21 protein-coding genes and 1 tRNA gene are annotated in these 22,518 nt (G+C 71.8%); 12 read left to right on the top strand and 10 right to left on the bottom strand.

Going from position 1 to position 22,518, the window contains the following annotated elements; translation table 11 throughout:
• Positions 1-43 precede the first annotated feature (43 nt).
• From BBH68_RS07800 to BBH68_RS07785, 4 genes are all read right to left on the bottom strand, one after another.
• Positions 44-841, bottom strand: a complete 798-nt coding sequence (locus BBH68_RS07800; RefSeq protein ID WP_079150860.1) for a polysaccharide deacetylase family protein — start codon at positions 839-841, stop codon at positions 44-46.
• A gap of 55 nt (positions 842-896) precedes the next feature.
• Positions 897-1,595, bottom strand: coding sequence for a formylglycine-generating enzyme family protein (locus tag BBH68_RS07795; RefSeq protein WP_065960097.1), 699 nt, complete (start codon positions 1,593-1,595; stop codon positions 897-899).
• Positions 1,595-1,669: transfer RNA gene (locus BBH68_RS07790), tRNA-Cys, on the bottom strand. The genes BBH68_RS07795 and BBH68_RS07790 overlap by 1 nt, the downstream gene beginning before the upstream one ends.
• 129 nt (positions 1,670-1,798) lie before the next feature.
• On the bottom strand, positions 1,799-2,671 hold the full coding sequence (locus BBH68_RS07785; protein WP_065960096.1) for an alpha/beta fold hydrolase: 873 nt from the start codon (positions 2,669-2,671) through the stop codon (positions 1,799-1,801).
• A 241-nt stretch (positions 2,672-2,912) separates the two neighbouring features.
• Here BBH68_RS07785 and BBH68_RS07780 point away from each other — a divergent pair, with 241 nt between their 5' ends.
• From BBH68_RS07780 to BBH68_RS07770, 3 genes are all read left to right on the top strand, one after another.
• A complete protein-coding gene (locus BBH68_RS07780; RefSeq protein ID WP_065960094.1) occupies positions 2,913-3,818 on the top strand; it encodes a LysR family transcriptional regulator in 906 nt (301 codons plus the stop codon).
• 94 nt (positions 3,819-3,912) lie between these two features.
• Positions 3,913-4,485: a cysteine dioxygenase family protein gene (locus tag BBH68_RS07775; protein WP_065960091.1), complete on the top strand. Its 573-nt coding sequence runs from the start codon at positions 3,913-3,915 to the stop codon at positions 4,483-4,485.
• Positions 4,486-4,531: 46 nt separating this feature from the next.
• A complete protein-coding gene (locus tag BBH68_RS07770) occupies positions 4,532-5,770 on the top strand; it encodes a YeiH family protein (protein ID WP_245737948.1) in 1,239 nt (412 codons plus the stop codon).
• A gap of 58 nt (positions 5,771-5,828) precedes the next feature.
• Here BBH68_RS07770 and BBH68_RS07765 read toward each other — a convergent pair whose 3' ends face one another.
• Complete coding sequence (locus tag BBH68_RS07765) at positions 5,829-6,422, bottom strand: hypothetical protein (RefSeq protein ID WP_065960088.1); 594 nt, start codon at positions 6,420-6,422, stop codon at positions 5,829-5,831.
• A gap of 269 nt (positions 6,423-6,691) precedes the next feature.
• Between BBH68_RS07765 and BBH68_RS07760 the strand changes: the two genes are divergently transcribed.
• The 6 genes from BBH68_RS07760 to BBH68_RS07735 all read left to right on the top strand — a co-directional run bounded on the left by BBH68_RS07760 (position 6,692) and on the right by BBH68_RS07735 (position 12,579).
• Positions 6,692-8,260, top strand: a complete 1,569-nt coding sequence (locus tag BBH68_RS07760) for an MFS transporter (protein ID WP_065960087.1) — start codon at positions 6,692-6,694, stop codon at positions 8,258-8,260.
• A 33-nt stretch (positions 8,261-8,293) separates the two neighbouring features.
• On the top strand, positions 8,294-8,491 hold the full coding sequence (locus BBH68_RS07755) for an Arc family DNA-binding protein (protein ID WP_065960099.1): 198 nt from the start codon (positions 8,294-8,296) through the stop codon (positions 8,489-8,491).
• Positions 8,491-8,871 (top strand): type II toxin-antitoxin system death-on-curing family toxin, encoded by a 381-nt coding sequence (locus BBH68_RS07750; RefSeq protein WP_065960085.1) that lies wholly within the window; start codon positions 8,491-8,493, stop codon positions 8,869-8,871. The genes BBH68_RS07755 and BBH68_RS07750 overlap by 1 nt, the downstream gene beginning before the upstream one ends.
• A 105-nt stretch (positions 8,872-8,976) precedes the next feature.
• A complete protein-coding gene (locus BBH68_RS07745; RefSeq protein WP_065960083.1) occupies positions 8,977-10,776 on the top strand; it encodes a DEAD/DEAH box helicase in 1,800 nt (599 codons plus the stop codon).
• Positions 10,777-11,093: 317 nt separating this feature from the next.
• Complete coding sequence (locus BBH68_RS07740) at positions 11,094-11,735, top strand: IclR family transcriptional regulator (protein ID WP_065960080.1); 642 nt, start codon at positions 11,094-11,096, stop codon at positions 11,733-11,735.
• 55 nt (positions 11,736-11,790) lie between these two features.
• The gene (locus BBH68_RS07735) at positions 11,791-12,579 is read left to right on the top strand and encodes a S16 family serine protease (protein ID WP_065960078.1); all 789 of its coding nucleotides are present in this window, start codon (positions 11,791-11,793) and stop codon (positions 12,577-12,579) included.
• A 58-nt stretch (positions 12,580-12,637) separates the two neighbouring features.
• Here the strand turns inward: BBH68_RS07735 and BBH68_RS40490 are convergent, their stop codons facing one another.
• The 3 genes from BBH68_RS40490 to BBH68_RS07720 form a co-directional block, all read right to left on the bottom strand.
• Positions 12,638-12,865 carry a hypothetical protein gene (locus BBH68_RS40490; RefSeq protein ID WP_065960077.1) on the bottom strand — a complete coding sequence of 76 codons (228 nt, stop codon included), beginning with the start codon at positions 12,863-12,865 and terminating at the stop codon, positions 12,638-12,640.
• Positions 12,866-12,887: 22 nt separating this feature from the next.
• Positions 12,888-13,484 carry an ArsR/SmtB family transcription factor gene (locus BBH68_RS07725; RefSeq protein WP_065960075.1) on the bottom strand — a complete coding sequence of 199 codons (597 nt, stop codon included), beginning with the start codon at positions 13,482-13,484 and terminating at the stop codon, positions 12,888-12,890.
• Between the two features lie 71 nt (positions 13,485-13,555).
• Positions 13,556-14,023: an Lrp/AsnC family transcriptional regulator gene (locus BBH68_RS07720; RefSeq protein WP_065960073.1), complete on the bottom strand. Its 468-nt coding sequence runs from the start codon at positions 14,021-14,023 to the stop codon at positions 13,556-13,558.
• 159 nt (positions 14,024-14,182) lie between these two features.
• On the opposite strand from BBH68_RS07720, the gene hppD reads away from it, so the two are divergent.
• From hppD to BBH68_RS07710, 3 genes are all read left to right on the top strand, one after another.
• The gene (gene hppD / locus BBH68_RS07715; protein WP_065960071.1) at positions 14,183-15,340 is read left to right on the top strand and encodes a 4-hydroxyphenylpyruvate dioxygenase; all 1,158 of its coding nucleotides are present in this window, start codon (positions 14,183-14,185) and stop codon (positions 15,338-15,340) included.
• A gap of 145 nt (positions 15,341-15,485) precedes the next feature.
• Complete coding sequence (locus BBH68_RS40485; protein ID WP_104531242.1) at positions 15,486-15,686, top strand: hypothetical protein; 201 nt, start codon at positions 15,486-15,488, stop codon at positions 15,684-15,686.
• A 112-nt stretch (positions 15,687-15,798) separates the two neighbouring features.
• A complete protein-coding gene (locus tag BBH68_RS07710) occupies positions 15,799-17,169 on the top strand; it encodes an FAD-binding oxidoreductase (protein WP_065960069.1) in 1,371 nt (456 codons plus the stop codon).
• On the opposite strand, the gene BBH68_RS07705 is transcribed toward BBH68_RS07710, so the two are convergent.
• On the bottom strand, positions 17,170-17,586 hold the full coding sequence (locus tag BBH68_RS07705) for a hypothetical protein (protein WP_065960067.1): 417 nt from the start codon (positions 17,584-17,586) through the stop codon (positions 17,170-17,172).
• Entirely contained in the window at positions 17,583-22,334 is a 4,752-nt protein-coding gene (locus BBH68_RS07700) for a putative T7SS-secreted protein (RefSeq protein ID WP_245737947.1), read from the bottom strand. The genes BBH68_RS07705 and BBH68_RS07700 overlap by 4 nt, the downstream gene beginning before the upstream one ends.
• Positions 22,335-22,518: the final 184 nt, after the last annotated feature.

Genomic DNA, 22,518 nt, shown 5'->3' with positions numbered 1-22,518 from the left:
CGGCGTGGCGTGTCGCTGTCCCATACTCACCACAAAGCTGGGCTCAAGGCTTGTAGATCGTGCCGGCCTCGGGCTTCGCGGGGGCCATCAGCTCGGAGACGCTGACGACCGTGTAGCCGCGCTTCTTGAGTCCTTCGAGGATCCCCGGGACGGCGGGCACGGTCCCCTTGTAGATGTCGTGCAGCAGGATGATGCCGTCGCGGTCCACCTGGTCGAGCACCCGCTTGGTGATGAGCGCGGAGTCTGTCGTCTGGTAGTCCTTCGCGGTGACGCTCCACAACACCTGGGCGATGCCCAGCTCGCGGCAGATCTTGGTGACCCGGTCGTCGGTGCGGCCCTGCGGCGGGCGCATCAGGAGGGGCTTCTTCGACCCGGTGATCTTGGATACGGCGTCCTGGGTGCGGGTGATCTCGTCGCGCACCTCGTCGTCGTCGGCCTTCGTCAGGATCTTGTGGGTCCACGTGTGATTGGCCAGCTCATGGCCCTCGGCCGCGATGCGGCGCACCAGGTCGGGGTATTTGAGGACGTGGTTCTTGCCGAGCATGAAGAAGGTCGCGTGGGCGTCTTCCTTCTTCAGGATGTCCAGCAGGCGGGGGGTGTTCTCGCTGGGCCCGGCGTCGAAGGTGAGGGCGACGCACTTGGCCTTGGAGCAGTCGACGGACCCGGCCTTGACGTCCTTGCCGTCGGCCAGGGCTCGGTCGCGGACGCTGCTCGGCGCGGTGGTGTCGTACGAGGTGCCGCAGCCGGCGAGCGCGAGCGCGAGGGAGGCGGCCGCCAGGATCCCGGCTATCGGCTTTGCCCCGCGCCTCCGGTCCGTCGATATGTTCTTACGTTTATACACACGATGGAGATGGTTCAGCGGGGGTTCAGGTTGCCTGCTGTGGCCATGTAGTCGGTCACACCGACCGGGCGAGACGGAACCCGAGGTCGTCGATGCGCAGGGTCGGGTGGCTCTTGCGGCGGCACGACGCCCGGCAGCCGCGCGGGGGGTCGTACGCCCCTCCGCCCCGGAAGACCCGGTACGGGCCGTAGACGCCGGGGTCGTACAGGTCCCAGCACCACTCCCACACATTGCCGATCATGTCGTGGAGACCCCACGCGTTCGGCGCCTTGCCCGCGACCTCGCGCACTCGCTCGCCGGAATTCCCGCGATACCAGGCGATCTCGTCCAGCTCGCCGTAGCGCACACCGGAGGTCCCGGCCCGGCAGGCGTACTCCCACTCCGCCTCGGAGGGCAGGCGATAGCCGTCGGCCGCCCAGTCGCAGCGCACGTCCTGCGCGTCGGGGCCGCCCTCGCCCAGCTCGTAGCAGGGCGTGAGGCCGCTTGCCTCGGAGAGCAGATTGCAGAACCGGACCGCGTCCCGCCAGGACACCTCGGTCACCGGCGTCCGCGATCCGTCGGCGGACCCCTCGGCAGAACCAGGTCCCGCCGGGCTCGCCGGGGCCTCGCCTCGTACGGAGCGGTACAGCTCGTGGGTCACCGGGTGCGGCGCCAGCCGGAAGGCCGCGACCTCGACCCGCCAGTCCGTCCGCGTGCCCTCGTCCCGCAGGACGATCTCCCCGGCGGGGATCTGGACCATGTTCTCGATGTTCATGGAGGCCGTGGCGGGAATCGAACCCGCGTAACTCGCTTTGCAGGCGAGTCCCTGAACCACTCGGGCACACGGCCAAGGTCGTGCTCGTGCCCTTGAGATTAGGGGCGGGGGTCGGGGCCCACAATGGTGCGGCGGGGGCCGCCACGTGACTGACATACGGCGTTCATGATGGGCCGGGGCGGCCCTCAGGAGTGTCAGGAGTCTCAGGCGCCGGTGAGGAACTCCTCGACCACCGACCGGAAGAGGTCCGGCTCGTCGACCCACGGGTAGTGGCCCACGCCGGGCAGCGGCCGTACCCGGCCGTTCGGGAAGGACTCCGCGACCAGCTCGCCGGCGCGCATGCCGGTCACCGCGTCGCGGTTGCCGGTCACCACGAGGACCGGGCACGGCACCTCCCGCAGCCGGGCCAGGACCGCCCGCCGTGCCGCCTCGTCCACGCCCTGCCAGAAGCCCGCGCGGGGCACCGGCCCCAACTGCTCGCCCTCGCTCGCCGCGTGGGCCCGCTGGGGCTCCTCCCAGCGCCCGTACGCCATGGGGGCGGCCCGCAGCAGGAGCCTGCGCACCTCGCCCAGGTCGGTGGTGTCGGGCAGCGTCTGGACCGCGTCGTAGGCGTCGGGCCACCACGGCTCGTCGGCCCGGGACTCGAAGATCTCGCGGGCGTCCTGGGGGAGTTCGCCCTGCATCCGGGCGCCGGGGCAGACCAGGATCAGGTGCGTCAGCCGCTCGGGGTGGGCGGCGGCGTACGCCTGGGCCGTCGCGGCGGCCGCGTCGTGGGCGAGGAGCGCGAACCGCTCGAGACCGAGGTGGCGGCGGAGCGCCTCGACGTCCTCGGCCAGGCGGGGGAAGGCGTAGCCGATCGGGTCGGCGGCGGGCGGGGAGTCGCCGGTGCCGCGGCTGTCGGGGAGGACCAGGGTGCGGTGGGTGTCGAGCCCGCCCAGGTCGCCCAGGTACGCGGCGTCCCGCCCCGGCCCGCCGGCCAGGCACAGGAGCGGCGGCCGGGCGGCTCCCTCGCCGGTGCGGGGCCCGAGGACGCGGTAGGCGAGTTCGGCGGCGTCGTACGAGGCGTAATGGGGCATTGGTCCAGCTTGCCTGTTCTCTCGGTCCGGCTTCCGTGTCCCGCGCCGAGGCCCGGGTCCCTCCTGGGGACCCGGATACCCACAACGAGCGGATCGAGCGGATGGAGCTGGGGTGAGGTGGAGTGCGGGTCGCAGTGTCAAGGCGTACTGACTCGTGGGTGCCGGTGAGGGAGATGGGGGAGATCCAAAAGCGGTGGAGGGGAGATGTGCCTGGACTCCAAGTTCCGCTTATGATTCGGAGGTGTTCGATTCCCGGCACATCAAGACGTTCCGCGAGGTGATCCGCGCCGGTTCCTACTCCGCGGCCGCCCGTGCCCTCGGCTATACGCAACCGGCGATCACCCAGCAGATGAGGGCGCTCGAGCGGGAGGTCGGCAGCCCCCTCTTCGTCCGCGTCGGCCGCGGCATGCGGCTTACCGAGGCCGGGGAGACCCTGGCTCGCCACGCCGACATCATCCTCGACTCGATCTCCTCCGCCCGGCAGCAGCTGAACGCCATCACCCGGCTGCGCTCCGGCCGGGTGCGCCTCTGCGGCTTCCCCAGTGCCAATGCCACCCTCATCCCCGAGGCGATGGCCCGCCTCGCCGCCGCCCACCCCGGCGTGCGCGTGGAGCTGCTCGAAGGCGAGCCCCCGGAGTCCCTGGCACGGGTGGCGCGCGGCGAGTGCGACATCACGCTCGCCTTCACCTACCCCGGCCTGCGCGAGGAGGCCCCCGCCGAACTGGTCGAGATCCCCCTCCTCGAAGACCAGCTGACGGTGCTGCTGCCCACCGGCCACCCGCTGGCCCGGCGGCGGGCCGTCAAGCTCGCCGAGCTGAGCGGGGAGCGCTGGATCGCGGGCTGCCTGCGCTGCCGCGCCAACTTCCTGCACGAGTGCGCGGAGCAGGGCTTCGCCCCCGACATCGCCTTCACCAGCGACGACAACCTCGTCGTCCAGAGCATGGTCGCGGCGGGGCTCGGCGTCGCGATGATGCCCGGGCTCGTACTCTCCTTCCTCTGCCACCGGAAGGTCACCGGCCGCGCCCTGGAGCCCGCCTCCCGCCGTCACGTCTCGGCGTACGTGCTGCGGGAGCATCTGCGGGTGCCGGCGACGGAGGTGGTGCTGGAGGAGCTGAAGGCGGTGGCGGCGAACCGGGTCGGGTGCTGAGCGATCGCCGGAGGCGAGACCCATAAGCACCTCTTGAGGTCCGCGAAGAAACCGTCGTTGGACGCGGTGGAAGGGGCGGCAGGACGCTGCGTCCATGACCACTCCGACCGCCTCCGCGCCGCCCATCCTGTACGCCACTCCGCGCGTCAGCGCGTTCGTCGACGAGGTACGCGAGGCCGTCCGGCGTGGCCTGGCGCCGGACCTCACCGCCCATCTGGTGGCCGAGCGCCTCGCCCCCCACCTGGGCGCGCCCGACCTGCTCACGCCGGACCAGCGGCAGGGCGACCCCGAGACCTACCGCCAGCACCTCCTGCACGCCGAACCCGACGGCAGCTTCTCCGTCGTCGCCCTCGTCTGGCTGCCTGGCCAGCGCACCGCCATCCACGACCACGTCTCGTGGTGCGTGGCCGGCGTCCACGAGGGCCAGGAGCGCGAGCGCCGCTACCACCTCGTCCCCGACGGCACCACCTCCCGCCTGGTCGCGGTGGCGGAGGTGACCAACCCACGCGGCTCGGCCGCCGGCTTCGCGCCGCCCGGCGATATCCACAGGGTGTGGAACGCGGGCGCGGACAGGGCGATCTCCATCCACGTCTACGGCGCGGACGTCAGCCGCCTGGGCAGCAGCGTCCGGCGCGTGTACGAGTCCCCGAAGGGCGAGGAGCTGTGACCCCGGAGCCGGCCGCCGGCCCGGCCTCTCGCGGATGGGCCGCCCCATGGCGCTGACGGACGCGCGCGGCGGCCGCAACGCCCCCGACGGCACCCCCGGCCCGGCACGTGCGTCCGGGCCGCCCGGCCCGGCCGCCGCGTCCGGGACGCCCGGCCCGACACGCACGGCCGGGACGCCCGCGCCCTCCGCGCCCGCCGCGTCCGCGCCTCCCGCGCCCTCCGCGCCCCCCGCGTCCGCGCGCCCGGCGCCCGGCCGCTGGGCGCGGGTCGGCGCGCTTGTGCCCGGGCTGGCGCTCGGGGTGCTGGGGGTCGGGGTCGCGTGGGGCGTGCACCTCCTGGTGGGCGGGGTGCCGATGCTGACCGTCGCCGTCGTGCTCGGCGTCGTCGCCGCGCACCTGCCGGGCACGCGCGGGCTCGTACGGGGGTCCGGGCGGGCCGGGCTGTCGTTCGCCGGGAAGCGGCTGATGCGGCTCGGCGTGGTGCTGCTCGGGCTCAAGCTCAGCCTGGACGACGTACTGGGGCTCGGCTGGGCGAGCGTGGCGATGGTGTGCGGCGTGGTCGCGGCCACCTTCTTCGGCACCTGGTGGCTGGGCCGCCGCATGGGCCTGCGCGGCGACCAGCCCCTCCTGATCGCCACCGGCTACGCGATCTGCGGCGCGTCCGCGATCGGCGCCGTCAGCGAGGTGTCGGACAGCGACGAGCGCGACGTGGCGACGTCCGTCGCGCTGGTCACGCTCTGCGGCACGCTCGCCATCGCCGTACTGCCGCTGCTCCAGCACCCGCTCGGCCTCGACGACCCGCGGTTCGGCCGGTGGGTCGGGGCGAGCGTGCACGACGTGGGGCAGGTGGTGGCGGCCGCGCAGACGGCCGGGCCGTCCGCGCTCGGCGAGGCGGTGCTGGTGAAGCTGATGCGGGTGGCGCTGCTGGCGCCGCTGGTCGCGGCGGTGGCCGTGTCCGTACGGGCGCGGCGGGCGTCGCGGGCGGGCAGCGCGGCCGGCGGCGGCGAGACCGGCGCGGGCGCGCGGCGGCCGCCCCTCGTACCGCTGTTCGTCCTCGGCTTCCTGGCCATGGTCGCCCTGCGCAGTACGGACCGGCTGCCCTCCGCGGCGCTGGAGACCGCCGCGACCGCCCAGGAGCTGCTCCTCGCCGCCGCCCTCTTTGGCCTCGGCAGCGCGGTGCACCTGCCCTCGCTGGCCCGGACCGGCGGGCGGGTGGCGGCGCTCGGGCTGTGCGCGTGGGTGGTGGTGGCGGGCGTCGGCTACGGCGGGGTGTTGCTCACGACGTAGCGGGTCGGTGCGGTGACGGCCGAGTGGGGCCTGGCGTGGCAGCCGGGCCCCACCGCCGTCACGATCCGTAGATCTCCGTCATCTGCGTGATCTTGTTGTTCTTGTCGACCGCGACGTCGTAGAAGTTCTGCCCCCAGCAGTCGCTGGTGTCCGCCTTCGTCTGGCCGCCGTCGTAGCTCTTGCCGTCCGGGTCGGCGCACGTCTTGACGTGGGCGATGCCGCCGCTCTGGGCGGTGAGGGCCTTCTGCCGGGAGTCCTTCTTGCTGATGATCGTCACCTTGGTGGCGCCCGAGGCGACGGAGTAGGTGTTCGGCTGCCCGATGGGCTGGTAGGACGCCCCCGCCCGCGACTTCGGGTCGCAGTGCATCCTGGCGTCCTTGGCGATGATGTTGTTCATCGCGCCCTCGACGTTGTTGACCCAGATGATCTTGTGCCCCGTGCCGATCGTGGGACAGTCGCCGGTGGTCTTCTTCGCCTTCTTGGCCTTCTTGCTGTTCTCCTTGCCGACCTTCTTCGTGGAGTGGCCGGCCGAGGCGCTGGATCCGCGCTTGGAGCCGGTGGAGCCGGTGTCCTTGGGACCGCAGGCGGTGAGGGTGAGGGCCGCGGAGACGAGCACGGCGGTGGCGAAAAACGAACGGTTGAAGGACAACATTTCCCCCGATGGTGCGGGCCTGGACGTCGGTGACCAGGCTGGGTAGCAAGAGTGAGGCCGTACGTCGCTCGTCGTGCGGTATGCCGGCCTGGCCGAAAGCTTAGGGGCGTGAGCATGACGATTTGCTCGTTGCTTACCGAATACTGAGAGAGCGGTTTCCAACCTGTGACGATGACCGCGCGCGGCGTGTCGGTCCTAGGGCAGAGGGCGGAAGGGATCTCCGTCCCCCGCCAGGTGTCACTCCACGAAACGCCTCTTACGCTGGCGTAATGACCGCTCTCGACCCGCGCGACACCGACGTCGCGGACAGTCCCCTCGCACCCCTCGCGCCCCCCGCCCCCGTCACCCCGCCGGCTGCCGACCTCGACGGCGGCCCCGCCGGTGATCTCGACGGCGGCCTCTCCGGTGATCTTGACGGCGGCGAAGGCGGCGACGACGGCGGCTCCGTGCTCGGCCGGCGCTACCGCGCCCTCACCCTCGGCATCGTGTCCGTCGTCTCCCTCATCGCGTTCGAGGCGAGCGCGGTCAACACGGCCATGCCGGTCGCGGCCCGCGCCCTCGACGGGGTCGAGCTGTACGCCTACGCGTTCTCCGCGTACTTCACCGCCAGCCTGTTCGCGATGGCGCTGTCGGGCGAGTGGTGCGACCGCCGGGGGCCGCTCGTGCCGCTGTTCACCGGGATCGCGGCGTTCGGGGCGGGCCTGGTGGTCTCCGGTTCGGCGCAGAACATGTGGACGTTCGTGGGCGGTCGCGCGGTGCAGGGGATCGGCGGCGGGCTGGTGGTCGTCTCGCTGTACGTGCTGGTCGGCCGCGCCTATCCGCAGCGGTTGCAGCCCGCCGTGCTGGCGTCCTTCTCCGCCGCCTGGGTGCTGCCGGTGATCGTCGGCCCGCTGGTCGCCGGGACGGTCACCGAGCAGGCCGGGTGGCGCTGGGTCTTCCTGTCCATCCCGGTGCTGATCCTGCTGCCGCTCGCGGTGATGCTCCCCGCCCTGCGCAAGGTCGAGCGGGGCCGGACCTCCCCGGCCATGAACCGCCGCCGCATCCTCCTCGCGCTGGCGGTCGCGTCCGGCGCCGGGCTGCTGCAGTACGCGGGCCAGGACCTGGCCTGGATCTCCCTGGTCCCAGCCGCGGCCGGGCTCGCGCTGCTCGTCCCGTGCGTCCTGCGGCTGCTACCGCGTGGCACCTTCCGGGCCGCCCGCGGGCTGCCGTCCGTGGTGCTGCTGCGCGGCATCGCGGCGGGCTCCTTCCTGGGCGCCGAGAGCTTCGTACCGCTGATGCTGGTCACCGAGCGCGGCCTGTCCGCGACCGCGGCCGGGCTCTCGCTCACCGGCGGCGGGCTGACCTGGGCGCTCGGTTCGTACACCCAGAGCCGGCCGCGCCTGGAGCCCTACCGCGAGCGGCTGATGTCGGCGGGCATGGTGCTGATGGCGACGGCCATCGCCCTGGTGCCGCTCGCCCTCCTCGACTCCGTCCCGGCGTGGGTGGTCGCCGTGGCGTGGGTGATCGGCGGCTACGGGATGGGGCTGGTGATCTCCAGCGGCAGCGTGCTGCTGCTCAAGCTCTCCGGCCCGGACGAGGCGGGCAGCAACTCCGCCTCCCTCCAGGTCTCCGACGCGCTCGGCAACATCACGCTGGTGGGGCTGAGCGGGGTCCTGTTCGTCGCCTTCGGCGGCGGCTCGGTCGCGGCGGGCCACGCGGGGGCGGAGGCCGCGGGGTCCGCCTCGGCGGGGACGGGGCACGCGGGGGCGTTCGCGGCGGTGTACGTGGCGATGGCGGCGGTGGCGCTGGTGGGGGCGGCGGTGACGGCGCGGCTGCGGCCCGTCACGGAAAAGCCTTAGTACCGTGTGGTACCACGCGGTACCATCGCCTTCATGGGTGCCTTGAATGTGAGATTCACCGATGAAGAGCTGGACGCGCTGCGGCGCCGCGCCGAGCAGGAGGGCCGCAGCATGCAGTCCTTCGCCCACGACGCCGTCATCGCGGCGATCAACGAGCACTCCCGCCTGTTCAACGAGGCCGCGGCCCATGTGCTCAAGGTGAGCGAAGAGCTGAACCGGAGGCTCGCCTGATGCACTACCTCACGCTTCCCGAGCTGCTGAACCTCGCCGAGCGGCTCGGGGAGAGCGAAGTGCGCGACTACGGCCTGCTGGAGTCGGCCCTGGCCCGGCCTCAGGCGAGCGTCTTCGGGCAAGACGCCTACCCGGACGTCTGGCAGAAGGCCGCGGCGCTCATGGAGTCGCTGGCCCGCAACCACGCCCTCGTGGACGGCAACAAGCGCCTCTCCTGGTACGCCACCTGGGTCTTCCTCCACATCAACGGTCATCCGCTCAGCGCGGACTTCGATGTCGACGAGGCGGAGAGATTCGTCCTGTCCGTCTGCCAGGGTGAACTGGACGTACCGAAGATCGCGGAGGGGCTGGCCCGGTTCACGGCGCCCGGTGTGAGCTGAATCCCACCTCCGGGTGGTCCGGGGGCGTAGCCCCCAAGCGTGAAGGACGGCACCGGTAGGCTGACGCGGTCCTCCAACCCCCGCCGATCCAGCCCGACGGAGACCGTGACTACTACCGCCTCCTCCACCACCAGCCATCACCTCTCGCCCGCCTTCCCCGGCCGCGCCCCCTGGGGCACCGCGAGCAAGCTGCGCGCCTGGCAGCAGGGCGCGATGGAGAAGTACATCCAGGAGCAGCCCCGCGACTTCCTCGCGGTCGCCACGCCCGGCGCCGGCAAGACCACCTTCGCGCTGACGCTCGCCTCCTGGCTGCTGCACCACCACGTCGTGCAGCAGGTGACGGTCGTGGCGCCGACCGAGCACCTGAAGAAGCAGTGGGCGGAGGCCGCGGCCCGGATAGGGATCAAGCTGGACCCGGAGTACAGCGCCGGGCCCCTCGGGCGGGAGTACCACGGCGTCGCCGTCACCTACGCGGGCGTCGGCGTGCGGCCGATGCTGCACCGCAACCGCTGTGAGCAGCGCAAGACGCTGGTCATCCTGGACGAGATCCACCACGCCGGCGACTCCAAGTCGTGGGGCGAGGCCTGCCTGGAGGCGTTCGAGCCGGCGACCCGGCGGCTGGCGCTGACCGGCACCCCCTTCCGGTCCGACACCAACCCGATCCCCTTCGTCGCCTACGAGGAGGGGAACGACGGCATCCGGCGGTCGGCCGCCGACTACACGTACGGCTACGGCAGCGCGCTGAACGACGGTGTCGTCCGGCCGGTGATCTTCCTCTCCTACAGCGGCAACATGCGCTGGCGGACCAAGGCGGGCGACGAGCTCGAGGCCCGGCTGGGCGAGCCGATGACCAAGGACGCCGTCTCGCAGGCCTGGCGCACCGCGCTCGACCCGCGCGGCGACTGGATGCCCAATGTGCTGCGCGCCGCCGACCAGCGGCTCACCGAGGTCCGCAAGTCCATCCCGGACGCGGGCGCGCTCGTCATCGCGACCGACCAGGACTCGGCGCGCGCGTACGCCAAGCTCATCCGCGAGATCACCGGCACCAAGGCCACCGTCGTGCTGTCCGACGACTCGGGGGCCTCCCAGCGCATCGAGGACTTCAGCCACTCCGACGACCGCTGGATGGTCGCGGTGCGGATGGTGTCGGAGGGCGTGGACGTGCCGCGCCTGGCCGTCGGCGTCTACGCGACCACCATCTCCACCCCGCTGTTCTTCGCGCAGGCCGTCGGCCGTTTCGTACGGTCCCGGCGGCGCGGCGAGACGGCCTCCGTCTTCCTGCCCACCATCCCCATGCTGCTCGGCTTCGCGAACGAGATGGAGGTCGAGCGCGACCACGTCCTCGACAAGCCCAAGAAGGAGGGCGAGGAGGAGAACCCGTACGCCGAGGAGGAGAAGCTCCTCCAGGAGGCCGAGAAGCAGCAGGACGAGGACACCGGCGAGCAGGACACGCTGCCCTTCGAGGCACTGGAGTCGGACGCGGTCTTCGACCGGGTGCTCTACGACGGTGCCGAGTTCGGCATGCAGGCCCACCCGGGCAGCGAGGAGGAGCAGGACTACCTCGGCATCCCCGGGCTGCTGGAGCCCGACCAGGTGCAACTGCTGCTCCAGCGGCGGCAGGCGCGGCAGATCGCGCACAGCCGCAAGAAGCCGGACACGGAGGCCGACCTGCTGGAACTCCCAGCGGAGCGGCGGCCGGTGGTCACCCACAAGGAGCTGCTCGAGCTGCGCAAGGAGCTCAACTCCCTGGTGGGGGCGTACGTCCACCAGAGCGGCAAGCCCCACGGGGTGATCCACACCGAGCTGCGCCGGGTGTGCGGCGGGCCGCCGAGCGCGGAGGCGACGGCCGGGCAGATCCGGGAGCGGATCAAGAAGGTCCGGGAGTGGGCCACGCGGATGAGGTGACCAGGCCATGGGTGGCCGCGCGGGTGGGGTACCGCGAGGTGACCAGGCCATGGGGCGGCCGTGCGGAGGGGGTGACCGGGCGATGAGGTGGCCGCGCCGAGGAGGCGACCAGGAAGTTCCGCTCGGATTATGGACAAACTCTTCCGCTGAGCGGACCGGCTCGCTACCGTTCCGGCCAACGCACACGCCCCGTGGCAGCGCCGCCGCGGAGCGCGGCCGGTGCGTGCGACCACGACCGGCGGCCTCTGGCGCGCCGCCGTCGGGACCGGCGGCGCCCTCCTCGAAGAGCCGCCACTCATGACGGAGGAGGGGGCGTCGTGACCGCGGAGACCTCCCAGACGCTCGACCGGGGACTGCGCGTCCTCAAACTGCTGGCCGACACCGACCACGGGCTGACCGTGACCGAGCTGTCCAACAAGCTCGGCGTCAACCGCACGGTGGTCTACCGCCTGCTGGCCACGCTCGAGCAGCACTCCCTCGTACGCCGTGACATCGGCGGCCGCGCACGGGTCGGGCTCGGCGTGCTGCAACTCGGCCGCCAGGTGCACCCGCTGCTGCGGGAGGCGGCCCTGCCCGCGCTGCGCGCCCTCGCCGACGACCTCGGCGCCACCGCGCACCTCACCCTGGTCGACGGCACGGAGGCGCTCGCGGTCGCGGTCGTCGAACCGACCTGGACCGACTACCACGTCGCCTACCGGGCCGGCTTCCGCCACCCGCTGGACCGCGGCGCCGCGGGCCGGGCGATCCTGGCCGCCCGCTCGGGCCACGCCAACGACCCCGGCTACGTCCTCACCCACGGTGAGCTGGAAGCGGGCGCGAGCGGCGCCGCCGCGCCGCTGACCGGGGTCACCGGGATCGAGGGCAGCGTGGGCGTGGTGATGCTCTGCGACGCGGTGCCTGAGCGGGTGGGCCCGCGTGTGATGGACGCGGCCCGCGAGGTCGCGGACGCCCTGCGCTGAGACCCGGCGCGGGGTGGCGCGCCTCGGGCCCCGGCGGTCAACTAGATTCACATCCATGCCTGCCGTCTCCCCGCGCGCCCGGATCCTCGCGATCTGCTCCGCGCCCGTCCTCGCCCTTCTCGCGGTCGCCGTCTTCGCCCCGCTGCCCTTCTCGGTGGCCGAGCCGGGCTCGACCGTGAACGTCCTCGGCTCCCACCAGGGCGGGCCGGTGATCAGCATCTCCAAGGCGAAGCCCCGCAAGACCACCGGGCAGCTGAGGATGACGACGATCGTGGCGACCGGGCCGGACGCCACGGTCCGGCTGAAGGACGTCATCGGCGGCTGGTTCGACACCGACCGCGCCGTGATGCCGCGCGACTCCGTCTACCCCGTCGGCAATACGACCAAGGAGATCGAGGCGCACAACGTCAAGGAGATGCGGGAGTCCCAGAACAGCGCCACCAGCGCCGCGCTTGGCTATCTCCACCGCTCCCCCCGCGAGGTCGGGGTCAAGCTGAGCCTCGCGGACGTGGGCGGCCCGAGCGCCGGGCTGCTCTTCTCCCTGGGCATCGTCGACAAGCTCGACGGCGACGGCCGTGGCGGCGACCTCACCGGCGGCCGCACCATCGCGGGCACCGGCACGATCACGGCGGACGGCAAGGTGGGCGCGGTGGGCGGGGTCCCGCTCAAGACCCAGGCCGCCAGGCGGGACGGCGCGACGGTCTTCCTGGTCCCCAAGGAGGAGTGCTCGGACGCCAAGGCCGAACTCCCCAAGGGGCTCCGGCTGATCCCCGTCACCACGCTCAAGGGCGCGGTGAAAGCGCTGGTGGCACTGAAGTCGGGCGGCACGGTGCCGCACTGCTGAGCGGGTTTTCCCCCGGCTGAATGGCTGTCCTCGGCCCCTCGGTCACTTGGTCCCTCGGTCACAGCCGGGCCGCGAGGCCCGGCCGTGGCGCCGGCCGGGGGCGGGGGGTCGCGAGGCGCAGGCCCACCTCGACCAGCGTCCAGCCGAGACGGCTGCGCAGCCGGCGGGCGCGGCGGGCCGCGTGAGGTGAGCTGGCCGGGCGGGCCGGGCGGGCGCGCGGGGCCTCGTGGCGCAGCCGCTCGGCCCGGATGCGGTGCAGCCGCAGATGGATGTCGTCGCCGTACATGGTGTGTTCCCCCAGGGGTCGGTCAGTCCTTGTTGCGCGGGAAACCGTGCAGATGGATACGGAAGGGGGCCGAGCGCTCGGTGCTCTTGTCGACTTCCTTCTCGCGGTAGCTCTCGATCAGCTTCTGCACCTTGTCGCGCAACTCGGCGGCGAGTTCAGGGGTGAGACGCATGGACCAGTCGCTGATGTCCCAGGCGCGGCGCCACTCCTCGGGCCACTCCTGCCAGGTGCCGAGCCAGGTGGACAGCTCCTGGCTGTGGATGGTGGCCCACTCGTGCAGCAGCGTGCTCATCGCGCCCCGCAGGGACGGGTCCGCGCCGTGCAGCATCTCCTCGGCGCCCACGTGCGTGGCGCGCTGCGCCGCCTTCCACCACCGCTCACGGCCCTTGCCGCGCTCCGGGTCGTCGACGACGAAGCCGTGCGTGGCCAGTTGTCGCAGGTGGTAGCTGGTGGCGCCGCTGGACTCGCCGAGCCGGTCGGCGAGTTGGGAGGCGGTGGCCGGGCCGTATTCGCGCAGCGCGCCGAGCAGGCGTATCCGTAGCGGGTGCGCGAGTCCGCGTAGGGAGCGGGGGTCGAGCACCCGCACGTCGTCGGGCAGCGGCTTCTCGTTCTCGGCCATGGGTAGCAGCCTAATCTTGCAAAGACTCCGTTGCAAGGGAGTCTTTGCAGCCGAGCCTTTGCGTCGCGAGATCAGTCCTCCGCCGCCTGCTTGACCAGCGGAATCATCCGCAGCGGCACCGGGTTTTCCATCACGATCGTCGTCGAGGCCCGCACGATGCCCTCGAAGCCCACCACCCGGTCGATCACCCGCTGGAGATCGGCGTTGGAGCGGGCGACCAGGCGGCAGAGCATGTCGCCGTGGCCGGTGGTGGTGTGCAGCTCCAGCACCTCGGGGACGCCGGCCAGATGGCTGCGGACGTCCGGCCCCTGGCCCTGCTTGATCTCCAGGGTCGCGAACGCGGTGACCGGATAGCCGATCGCCGCCGGGTCCACCTCGGGTCCGAACCCCCGGATCACCCCCTGGGCCAGCAGCCGGTCCAGCCGCGCCTGCGCCGTGCCGCGCGCGACGCCGAGCCGGCGCGATGCCTCCAGCACGCCGATCCGGGGCTCCTCGGCGAGCAGTTCGATCAGTCGGGCGTCGAGTCGGTCGATCCCCAAGGCGGCCTCCGGTGCGAGTGCTGTCCGAGTGCTGTGCGAGTGCTGTGAGGGTGGTCACTGTGTACAGAATGCTCGACGGAATGCCGGAATGGCTAGGCAGGTTGCCCAGCAAATCAGCGAACTATTGCGCATCCTGAGTGATGGGGTCACGGTGAAGACATGACTGAGACCCTGGATCACACCCTGGCCGTGACAGGAGAAGGCGCGCGTCGGGCGGACCCCTTCCCGGTGAAGGGGATGGACGCGGTCGTCTTCGCCGTCGGCAACGCCAAGCAGGCCGCGCACTACTACTCCACCGCGTTCGGCATGAAGCTCGTCGCCTACGCGGGGCCCGAGAACGGCAGCCGGGAGACCGCGAGCTATGTGCTCGTCTCCGGCGGCGCCCGCTTCGTGTTCACCTCCGTCATCAAGCCCACGACCGCCTGGGGCTCCTTCCTCGCCGAGCACGTCGCCGCCCACGGCGACGGCGTCATCGACCTGGCCATCGAGGTGCCGGACGCCCGGGCCGCGTACGACTACGCCACCACCCACGGCGCCTCCGGCATCGAGGAGCCGCACGAGGTCAAGGACGAGCACGGCACGGTGGTGCTCGCCTCCATCGCCACGTACGGCGACACCCGCCACACCCTGGTCGACCGCTCCGGCTACAGCGGTCCCTACCTCCCCGGCTTCGCGCCCGCCGAACCGCTGGTCGAGCCGCCCGCCACCAGGAACTTCCAGGCCATCGACCACTGCGTCGGCAATGTCGAGCTGGGCCGGATGAACGAGTGGGTGACCTTCTACAACGACGTCATGGGCTTCACCAACATGAAGGAGTTCGTGGGCGACGACATCGCCACCGAGTACTCCGCCCTGATGTCGAAGGTCGTCGCGGACGGCACCCGGAAGGTGAAGTTCCCGCTCAACGAGCCCGCCGTCGGCAAGAAGAAGTCCCAGATCGACGAGTACCTGGAGTTCTACGGCGGACCCGGCGTCCAGCACATCGCGCTCGCCACGAACGACATCGTCGCCACCGTACGGGCCATGCGCGCGGCCGGTGTCCGCTTCCTGGACACCCCCGACTCGTACTACGACACGCTCGGCGAGTGGGTCGGCGAGACGCGGGTGCCCCTGGACACGCTGCGCGAGCTGAAGATCCTCGCCGACCGCGACGAGGACGGCTACCTGTTGCAGATCTTCACCAAGCCGGTGCAGGACCGGCCGACCGTCTTCTTCGAACTGATCGAGCGACACGGCTCGATGGGCTTCGGGAAGGGCAACTTCAAGGCGCTGTTCGAGGCGATCGAGCGCGAGCAGGCCAGGCGCGGCAACCTCTGACCGCCGCCCCACCCCCCCCAGCCCCTCGCGTGCCCCTTGCGAGAAAGTACGAACTAAAGCTGTTACGAACTTCGGACCGTCTACACTCGGCGCGTTGCTATCCGTTACAACGCCATGTGGTGTATGGGGAGTTGTTGGGGTTCGAATGGCGCAAGACGTGCAAGGCATCTATGCGAAGGGGCGGCTGACCAGAAATAGGTTCGCCCTGGCAGGAGGAAAGGCGGCCGCGTCGGGGGCGTTGGGAGTGCTCGCCGTCCCCGCGCCCGACGCGGCCGGGGGCGAGACACCCCCCATCGAGGGCGACCCCCGGGAGCTGCCCGCCCTGACGCCTCAGGAACAGCCGTAGCCCGGCACACCCGCCCCCGGGCTTCGCCGGGCAGGTCCACGGCAGGTCGCCCGGTGGGTCGCCCGGCCACGCCGATCTTCCCTCCCGGACCGCCGGGTGCGAATCTGGAGCCATGGCTGACCTGATCGAAACGCTGCGGGAGGGCCTCCCCTCCGAGGCCGTCGTGACCGACCCCGACGTCATGGGCTCGTACGCCAACGACATGGCGAGCTTCTGCGAGGCGGGCACCCCGGCCGTCGTCGTCCTCCCGCGCAGCGTCGAGCAGGTGCAGCACGTGATGCGCACCGCGACCCGCCTGCGCGTCCCGGTCGTGCCGCAGGGCGCTCGTACGGGCCTGTCAGGGGCCGCCAACGCGTCCGACGGCTGCATCGTCCTCTCCCTCGTGAAGATGGACCGGATCCTGGAGATCAACCCGGTGGACCGGATCGCGGTCGTGGAGCCGGGCGTGGTCAACGCCGTCCTGTCGCGCGCCGTCATGGAGCGCGGCCTGTACTACCCGCCGGACCCCTCCAGTTGGGAGCAGTGCACCATCGGTGGCAACATCGGCACCGCCTCCGGCGGCCTGTGCTGCGTGAAGTACGGCGTCACCGCCGAATACGTGCTGGGCCTGGACGTCGTCCTCGCCGACGGCCGCCTGCTGAAGACCGGCCGCCGCACCGCCAAGGGCGTCGCCGGCTACGACCTGACCCGGCTGTTCGTCGGCTCCGAGGGCAGCCTCGGCATCGTCGTCCGCGCCGTGCTCGCCCTCAAGCCCGCCCCGCCCGAGCAGCTCGTCCTCGCCGCCGAGTTCCCCTCCACGGCGACCGCCAGCGACGCCATCTGCCAGATCATGGAGCGCGGACACACCCCCTCGCTGCTCGAACTCATGGACCGCACCAGCGTCCACGCGGTCAACGCCCTGGCCAACATGGGCCTCCCGGACACCACCGAAGCCCTCCTCCTGGCCGCCTTCGACACCCCCGACCCGGCAGCCGACCTCGCCGCCGTCGGCGAGCTGTGCACCGCCGCCGGAGCCACCGAGGTCGTCCCGGCCGAGGACGCCGCCGAGTCCGATCTGCTGCTCCAGGCCCGCCGGCTGACCCTCCCGGCCCTGGAGGCGGTCAAGGGCGTCACGATGATCGACGACGTCTGCGTCCCGCGCTCACGGCTCGCCGCGATGATCGACGGGACCGCCGCGATCGCCGAGAAGTACGGCCTGACCATCGGCGTCGTCGCCCACGCCGGCGACGGCAACACCCACCCCACCGTCTGCTTCGACGCCTCGGACCCGGACGAGTCACGGCGCGCGCGGGAGTCCTTCGACGAGATCATGGCGCTTGGCCTCGAACTGGGCGGCACGATCACGGGGGAGCACGGGGTGGGGGTCCTCAAGCGCGAATGGCTGGCCCGGGAACTCGGCCCGGTGGGCGTGGAGATGCAGCGGGGCATCAAGCAGGTCTTCGACCCGCTGGGCCTGCTGAACCCGGGCAAGCTCTTCGCGTGATCACTTCTTGTCGCGGTTTCTGTGGCCCTGGTGCGCCTCCCACGCCAGCCAGTGCAGGAGCTGATCTCTGACCTTCGCCTTGGCCGGAGACAGTGAGTTGAAGTCCGCTTCAGCGATGTCGAGCCTGGCGAAGTCGCATCGCGGCCTCTCTCCGACCGGCAAGTCCATGGCGTGAGGAAAGGCCGCGATGAGGCAGATCCAGCTCTTGACGGGTGTGAGCTCCGGCAGATACGGGACCACCACAAAGGTTTCCCCGGCTTCCAGGTCGAGGCCGACACCCTTCCTGCTGAAGCCGCTCGTCCGCGCCGTCTCCACCAGCTCCCGCATCCGGGAACGCGACGCCATCCTGACGGCGGCGGGGACGGGCCAGCCGAAATACGACTGGACTCGGCTGGATCTCCTCAGCCAGTTCCTCATGGGACAACCCAAACCTCTGTGTCGGGGGTGATTCCTGGAGAGTACGGGTCGTGCATGCGATCCAGGGCCTCGCCGATGCGGTGGTTCCCATTGACCAGCTCTCCGTTGCCCATGACGATGCTGCCGCCCAGCTCGTCCGGGTTGTTGATCGACTCCAGGAGGCGTTCGTCATCCATTCCGCGCATGGCCGCCAACTTCTCCGGCTCGGTGCGATCGTGCAGAACGACGTCTTGCAGGTCCTCCAGTCTCATGGGCACCCGCTTGGCCCTGATGGCCGCGTCGGACAATTCCTCGGCAGAGGGCTGGCGGGTGAAGAGCTTGCCGAGGAACTTCCCGACCCCGGAACGGGTTTCGCCGCCGGGGTACGGGCCCAGGCCCAACGGGTCCGCCCAGGTGTGGGGGTTGTGGACGTAGGTGGCGGGGTTGGGGGCGGGGGCCAGGCCCAGGGGGTCGGGGGTGAGGTAGCGGGCGGTTTCGGGGTCGTAGTAGCGGTGGTGGTTGTAGTGGAGGCCGGTTTCCGGGTCGTCGTACTGGCCGGGGAAGCGGAGCGGCGTGTACGTGGTGCTGTCGGCGGCCCAGGTGGTGGTGCCCCACAGGGCGGTGCGGGCCTTCCACGCGATGTCGCCGGTCTCGTCGACGAGATGGGTGGGGGTGCCGATGAGGTCGGTGACGATGGCGAAGAAGCGCTGGTCGATCTCGCGCTGGGTGGCGGTGTCGGTGGTGCGCTCGGTCTGGGCCACGGGGTGGCGGCCCTGGTGGTCCCAGGTCAGGGTGGTGGGGTGGGGGAGGCCGGGTGTGGTGGTGGTCTGCTCGACGAGGGTGGGCCCGTCCCAGGTGAAGTCGGTCTGCTCGACGACCGTTTCGCCGTCGTCGGCGAGGCGTTGTTTGGCGGTGCGGCGGCCGAGGGGGTCGTACAGGTAGCGCCACACCGTGCCGTCGGGGGTGGTGACGGCGGTGAGGCGGTCCTCGGCGTCCCAGGTGTAGCGCCAGGTGTCGGGCTTGCGGGAGAGGCGGGTCTTCTGACGGAGGGTGAGCCGGCCCGCGCCGTCGTGCTCGTAGCGGACGCGCCCGGCGCGGGTGATGCGGGTGCCGGTGTACGCACGGTCTCCCGAGGCGTCGGCATCGGCGTCGGCGTGGGCGTCGGTGTCGGTGCCGGGGTGGGGCTCGGGCCAGGTGGCGTGGGTCTGGTTGCCGGCCTCGTCGTAGGCGTAGGTCTCGGTCCAGCCCTCGGCGCGGACGGTGGTGACGCGGCCCGCCGTGTCGAGGGTGAAGGTCCGGGGGCCGGTGTGGTGGTCGTCGATGCCGGTGAGGTGGCCGTCGGGACGGTAGGTGTACGTGCGGTGGTGGAGGGGGGCGGCGGCCGCCTGGCCGGTGAGGGTGTGGCCGGTGAGGGTCTGGGCGGTGAGCCGGCCGAGGGGGTCCCAGGCGGTGGCGAGGGTGAGGGTGTCGTCGATGTGGCGGGTGGTTTCGCGGCCTGTGGCGTCGTGGTCGAAGGCGAGGGTGTGGCCGGAGGCGGTGAGGGTGGTGCGGTTGCCCGCCGGGTCGTAGGCGTAGGTGGTGGTGGCGCCCGTGGGGGTGGTGCGGCGCACCCGGCGGCCCAGCGCGTCGTACGCGTGGGTGAGGACCCGGTCGCCCACCACTTCGGACTTGACGCGGCCCATGCGGTCGCGGTGGTAGGCCACCTCGACGTCGGGTCCGGTGGCGGTGGCCAGGTGTCCGGCGGGGTCGTAGGTGAAGGTGGTGGTCCGGCCGTCGGCGGTCTTGCGGACCGTGCGGCCCAGCGCGTCGCGCTCGTAGTGGATCGTCTGGCCGAGCGGGTTGGTGCGGGCGGTGAGCCATCCGGCCGCGTCGTGGGCGTACGTGTGGGTGCGGCCGTCGAAGTCGGTCTCGGCCACCAGGCGGCCCGCCGGATCGTATTCATAGGACCAGGTCAGCCCCTGCGGGTTGGTGACCTGGGTCAGCCGCAGCGCGCTGTCGTGGCTGAACTCGTAGCGCACCCCGTCCGGGCCCGTGCGGGCCACCGGCAGGTCGAAGTGGGTGTACTCGCAACGGGTGGTGGCGCCGCCCGGGTCGGTGTGGCTGGTGCAGTTGCCCTCGCCGTCGTACGTCCACGACTCCCGGCTGCCGTCCGGGTGGGTACGGGTGGCGAGCTTGCCCTCGACCGTCCACTCCAGCCGGGTGGTGCGGCCGAGCGGATCGGTGAGGGCGACGGGGCGGCCGAACGCGTCGCGCTCGTAGCGGGTGGTGGCGCCCAGCGGGTCGGTGATCTCGACGGGCAGGCCCGCCGCGTCACAGCGCACATGGGTGGTGGCGCCCAGCGCGTCGGTGACGGCGGCCAGGTGGCCCCGGGCGTCATAGGTGTAGTGGGTGGTGTGACCCGCCGGGTCGGTCAGGGCGGTGCGGCGGCCCGCCTCGTCGTAGGTCTGCCGCCAGGTGGCGCCGTCCGCGCCGGTCAGGGTGAGGGGCAGGCCGAACGCGTCGTACGTGGCGGTGGCCCGGCGGCCGTCCGGGCGGGTGACGGCGACGAGGCGCCCGGCCTCGTCGTAGGTGTGGGTGGTGGTGTGGCCGAGGGCATCGGTGCGGGTCAGCGGCCGGTGGTGGCGGTCGTAGGCGGTACGGGTGGTGTGGCCCAGCGGGTCGGTCTCGGCGACGACCTGGCAGAGGCCGTTGACCAGGTAGCGCGTGGTGTGGCCGTCGGGGGTGGTGACGGTCGTGATCCGGTGGCCGGTGGCCTGGTCGACGCGGTCGTAGTCCAGCCGCACCGAGACGTGGCCCGCCTCGCCGCCCTCGGCGATGCAGCGGTCGCGGTTGTCGTAGACGTAGTCGTAGCGGCGCTGGTTGGTGTCGGTCCAGGAGATGACCCGGCGCTCGTCGTCGTACTCGAACCGCAGCGGCAGACCGGAGGAGTTGACGACCTCGGTGAGGTTGCCGTCGGTGTAGCCGTAGCGGACGATCTCCTGGTCGGAGCCGTCGGGCGCGCCGCCGGCCAGGTGCAGGGCGGTAATCCGGTCGTCCTGGGTGGTCAGCTTCAGGTGGTAGCCGCCGGAGTGGACGAGGGCGGCGGGCGCTCCGTCGGCGTCGTACTCGAAGGCGATGACGTGGCCCGAGCGGTCGGATATCCGCGCCGGCCGCGCGACCCCGTCGCCTCCGCCCCGTGGTCCGGTGAAGTGGCGGGTGTGTCCGGTGGCGGGGTCGGTGAGGGTGTAGTCGCCGTCGGGGTCCCGTTCCAGCGGCCACCTGGGGCCCGCTTCGGGGAGGGTGGGCAGGCCGGGGGCCGGGTGCGGATAGGGCAGCAGCAGCCCGTCCTCGCTGATGAACACCACGCCCTCGGCGTCGATCTCCAGCCGCTGGTCGGCCGTGCTCGACCACGACGGGCCGAACCAGCCCCCTGCCGTATAGCCGGACTCCACCCGGCGGCGGAACACCAGCGGCAGATCACCGGGCAGGGCCACGTCCGTCTGCGGCAGGAACATCTTGCCCGTCGCCAGATCCACCGGATCGGTGCCCTTGCAGGTCTTCCGGGCGTCCTCCCGCGCGAACGGGTGCCGCCCCTCCTTGCGCAGCGCCGCCCGCGCCGCGTCCTCTCCGGCCCGGGTCGCCCGCGCGGCCTCCGTCCCGCGCCGGGCGTACGAGGCGGCCGTCAGGCCCTCCCGGGCCACGCCGAGTCCCTTGGTGCCGATCAGTTCGGGCACCAGTCGGCCCAGCCCCTCGCCGGGGTCCTTGGCGAAGGCGTCGAGCATGTTCTTGCCCGCGCCCATCGGGTCGTTGGCCAGCGTGACCAGACCCGCCGCCGTACTGTTCAGATTCGTCACATACTCGGCTGGATGGGTCAGGTTGTACGGGTCCAGGGGGTTGAGCTGACGCGCGAAGTTGACCAGCCCAGCCGTCCCCTTGACCACCCCGCCGGCGAAGTGGTCCAGATCCAGTGACAGGCCGTCCAGCCCGTCCTTGACCTGCTCGCTGTAGGAGGGCTTGGGCGGGGCCGCGTCCCGCGCCTGCTCCACCGCCCTGCGCGCCGTCTCCTCCGCCTTGTTCCGCTGCCGCCGCGCCTCGTCCAGGATCTCCTGCGCGGCCTTGGCCTTCGCCGGGCCCGGGTCGTGGAAGGCCCCCGGCTTCTTCGGCTCGGGCCCCGGGTCCTTGCCGTCCTTGACGGCGGCGTTGTAGGTGTCGGCCGCCGTGTTGTATGCCTCCACCTTCGCGTTGTGCGCGGACCGCGCCTCCTCCGACGCTTTCTTCGCCGCCTTGTACGCCTCGACGGCCTCTGCCGCCTGGCCCTGTGCCCACTCCACGGTGCCGGCGAAGCCCTCCAGGGCCGCCGCGGCCTTCTCGCAGGCGTCGGCCGCCTTGAACCACTTCTGCGGTTCGACGGACACCTTCTCGCGGAAGGTGTCCGCGCTCTGACCCTTCAGATGGGAGGCGTCCAGTCCCTTCAGCCCCTTGCCGACCTGGTCGAACGCCTTCTGGAAGTCGCGCAGGTGGGTGGCCGTGGACCGCAGCTTGCCCGCGCTGCCGAAGACCAGTTTCCTCGAGTCCTCGGTCTCGTCCAGCCGCATCTCGGCCACGTCGGCGCCCAGGGCGTTGGCCGCGGAGCGGGACTTGTCGCGGACCCAGTCGGCCCCGCTCTCCCAGCCGACCTTGTCCAGGCCCTCCGCGGTCTTGTTCCCCAGCCACTCGACACCGTCCCCGACGGCCTCCGTGCCCGACTCGACCGCGTCGTCGAGCCAGTCGGGCGTCAGATCCCACCCCATCAGAGGGTCACTCCGAAGGGCGGTGTACGCCACCATCCGGCCATCTGCCCCCGCAACGCCATGACGCCCCCGCCCTCTTCGCCAAGCCTCTGGTACTGGGCGAAAGTATTCACATAAGACGAGGTCACTGCCACAGCCGGGCGAGTCGGCGGCCGTATTTTGCTCGCTGTATAAAGTCGGCGAA

It is taken from the genome of Streptomyces sparsogenes, from assembly GCF_001704635.1.
Classification (GTDB): domain Bacteria; phylum Actinomycetota; class Actinomycetes; order Streptomycetales; family Streptomycetaceae; genus Streptomyces; species Streptomyces sparsogenes.
Note: the sequence above shows the minus strand (reverse complement) of the source record. Positions and strands in the feature narration are given on the sequence as shown.

Bases quoted from the DNA above. Each gene is read 5' to 3' on its own strand.
- BBH68_RS07795 (WP_065960097.1), bottom strand. From the start codon at position 1,595: ATGAACATCGAGAACATGGTCCAGATCCCCGCCGGGGAGATCGTCCTG.
- BBH68_RS07785 (WP_065960096.1), bottom strand. From the start codon at position 2,671: ATGCCCCATTACGCCTCGTACGACGCCGCCGAACTCGCCTACCGCGTC.
- BBH68_RS07775 (WP_065960091.1), top strand. From the start codon at position 3,913: ATGACCACTCCGACCGCCTCCGCGCCGCCCATCCTGTACGCCACTCCG.
- BBH68_RS07770 (WP_245737948.1), top strand. From the start codon at position 4,532: ATGGCGCTGACGGACGCGCGCGGCGGCCGCAACGCCCCCGACGGCACC.
- BBH68_RS07765 (WP_065960088.1), bottom strand. From the start codon at position 6,422: ATGTTGTCCTTCAACCGTTCGTTTTTCGCCACCGCCGTGCTCGTCTCC.
- BBH68_RS07760 (WP_065960087.1), top strand. From the start codon at position 6,692: ATGACCGCTCTCGACCCGCGCGACACCGACGTCGCGGACAGTCCCCTC.
- BBH68_RS07755 (WP_065960099.1), top strand. From the start codon at position 8,294: ATGGGTGCCTTGAATGTGAGATTCACCGATGAAGAGCTGGACGCGCTG.
- BBH68_RS07750 (WP_065960085.1), top strand. From the start codon at position 8,491: ATGCACTACCTCACGCTTCCCGAGCTGCTGAACCTCGCCGAGCGGCTC.
- BBH68_RS07735 (WP_065960078.1), top strand. From the start codon at position 11,791: ATGCCTGCCGTCTCCCCGCGCGCCCGGATCCTCGCGATCTGCTCCGCG.
- BBH68_RS40490 (WP_065960077.1), bottom strand. From the start codon at position 12,865: ATGTACGGCGACGACATCCATCTGCGGCTGCACCGCATCCGGGCCGAG.
- BBH68_RS07725 (WP_065960075.1), bottom strand. From the start codon at position 13,484: ATGGCCGAGAACGAGAAGCCGCTGCCCGACGACGTGCGGGTGCTCGAC.
- hppD (WP_065960071.1), top strand. From the start codon at position 14,183: ATGACTGAGACCCTGGATCACACCCTGGCCGTGACAGGAGAAGGCGCG.
- BBH68_RS40485 (WP_104531242.1), top strand. From the start codon at position 15,486: ATGGCGCAAGACGTGCAAGGCATCTATGCGAAGGGGCGGCTGACCAGA.
- BBH68_RS07710 (WP_065960069.1), top strand. From the start codon at position 15,799: ATGGCTGACCTGATCGAAACGCTGCGGGAGGGCCTCCCCTCCGAGGCC.
- BBH68_RS07705 (WP_065960067.1), bottom strand. From the start codon at position 17,586: ATGAGGAACTGGCTGAGGAGATCCAGCCGAGTCCAGTCGTATTTCGGC.
- BBH68_RS07700 (WP_245737947.1), bottom strand. From the start codon at position 22,334: ATGGGGTGGGATCTGACGCCCGACTGGCTCGACGACGCGGTCGAGTCG.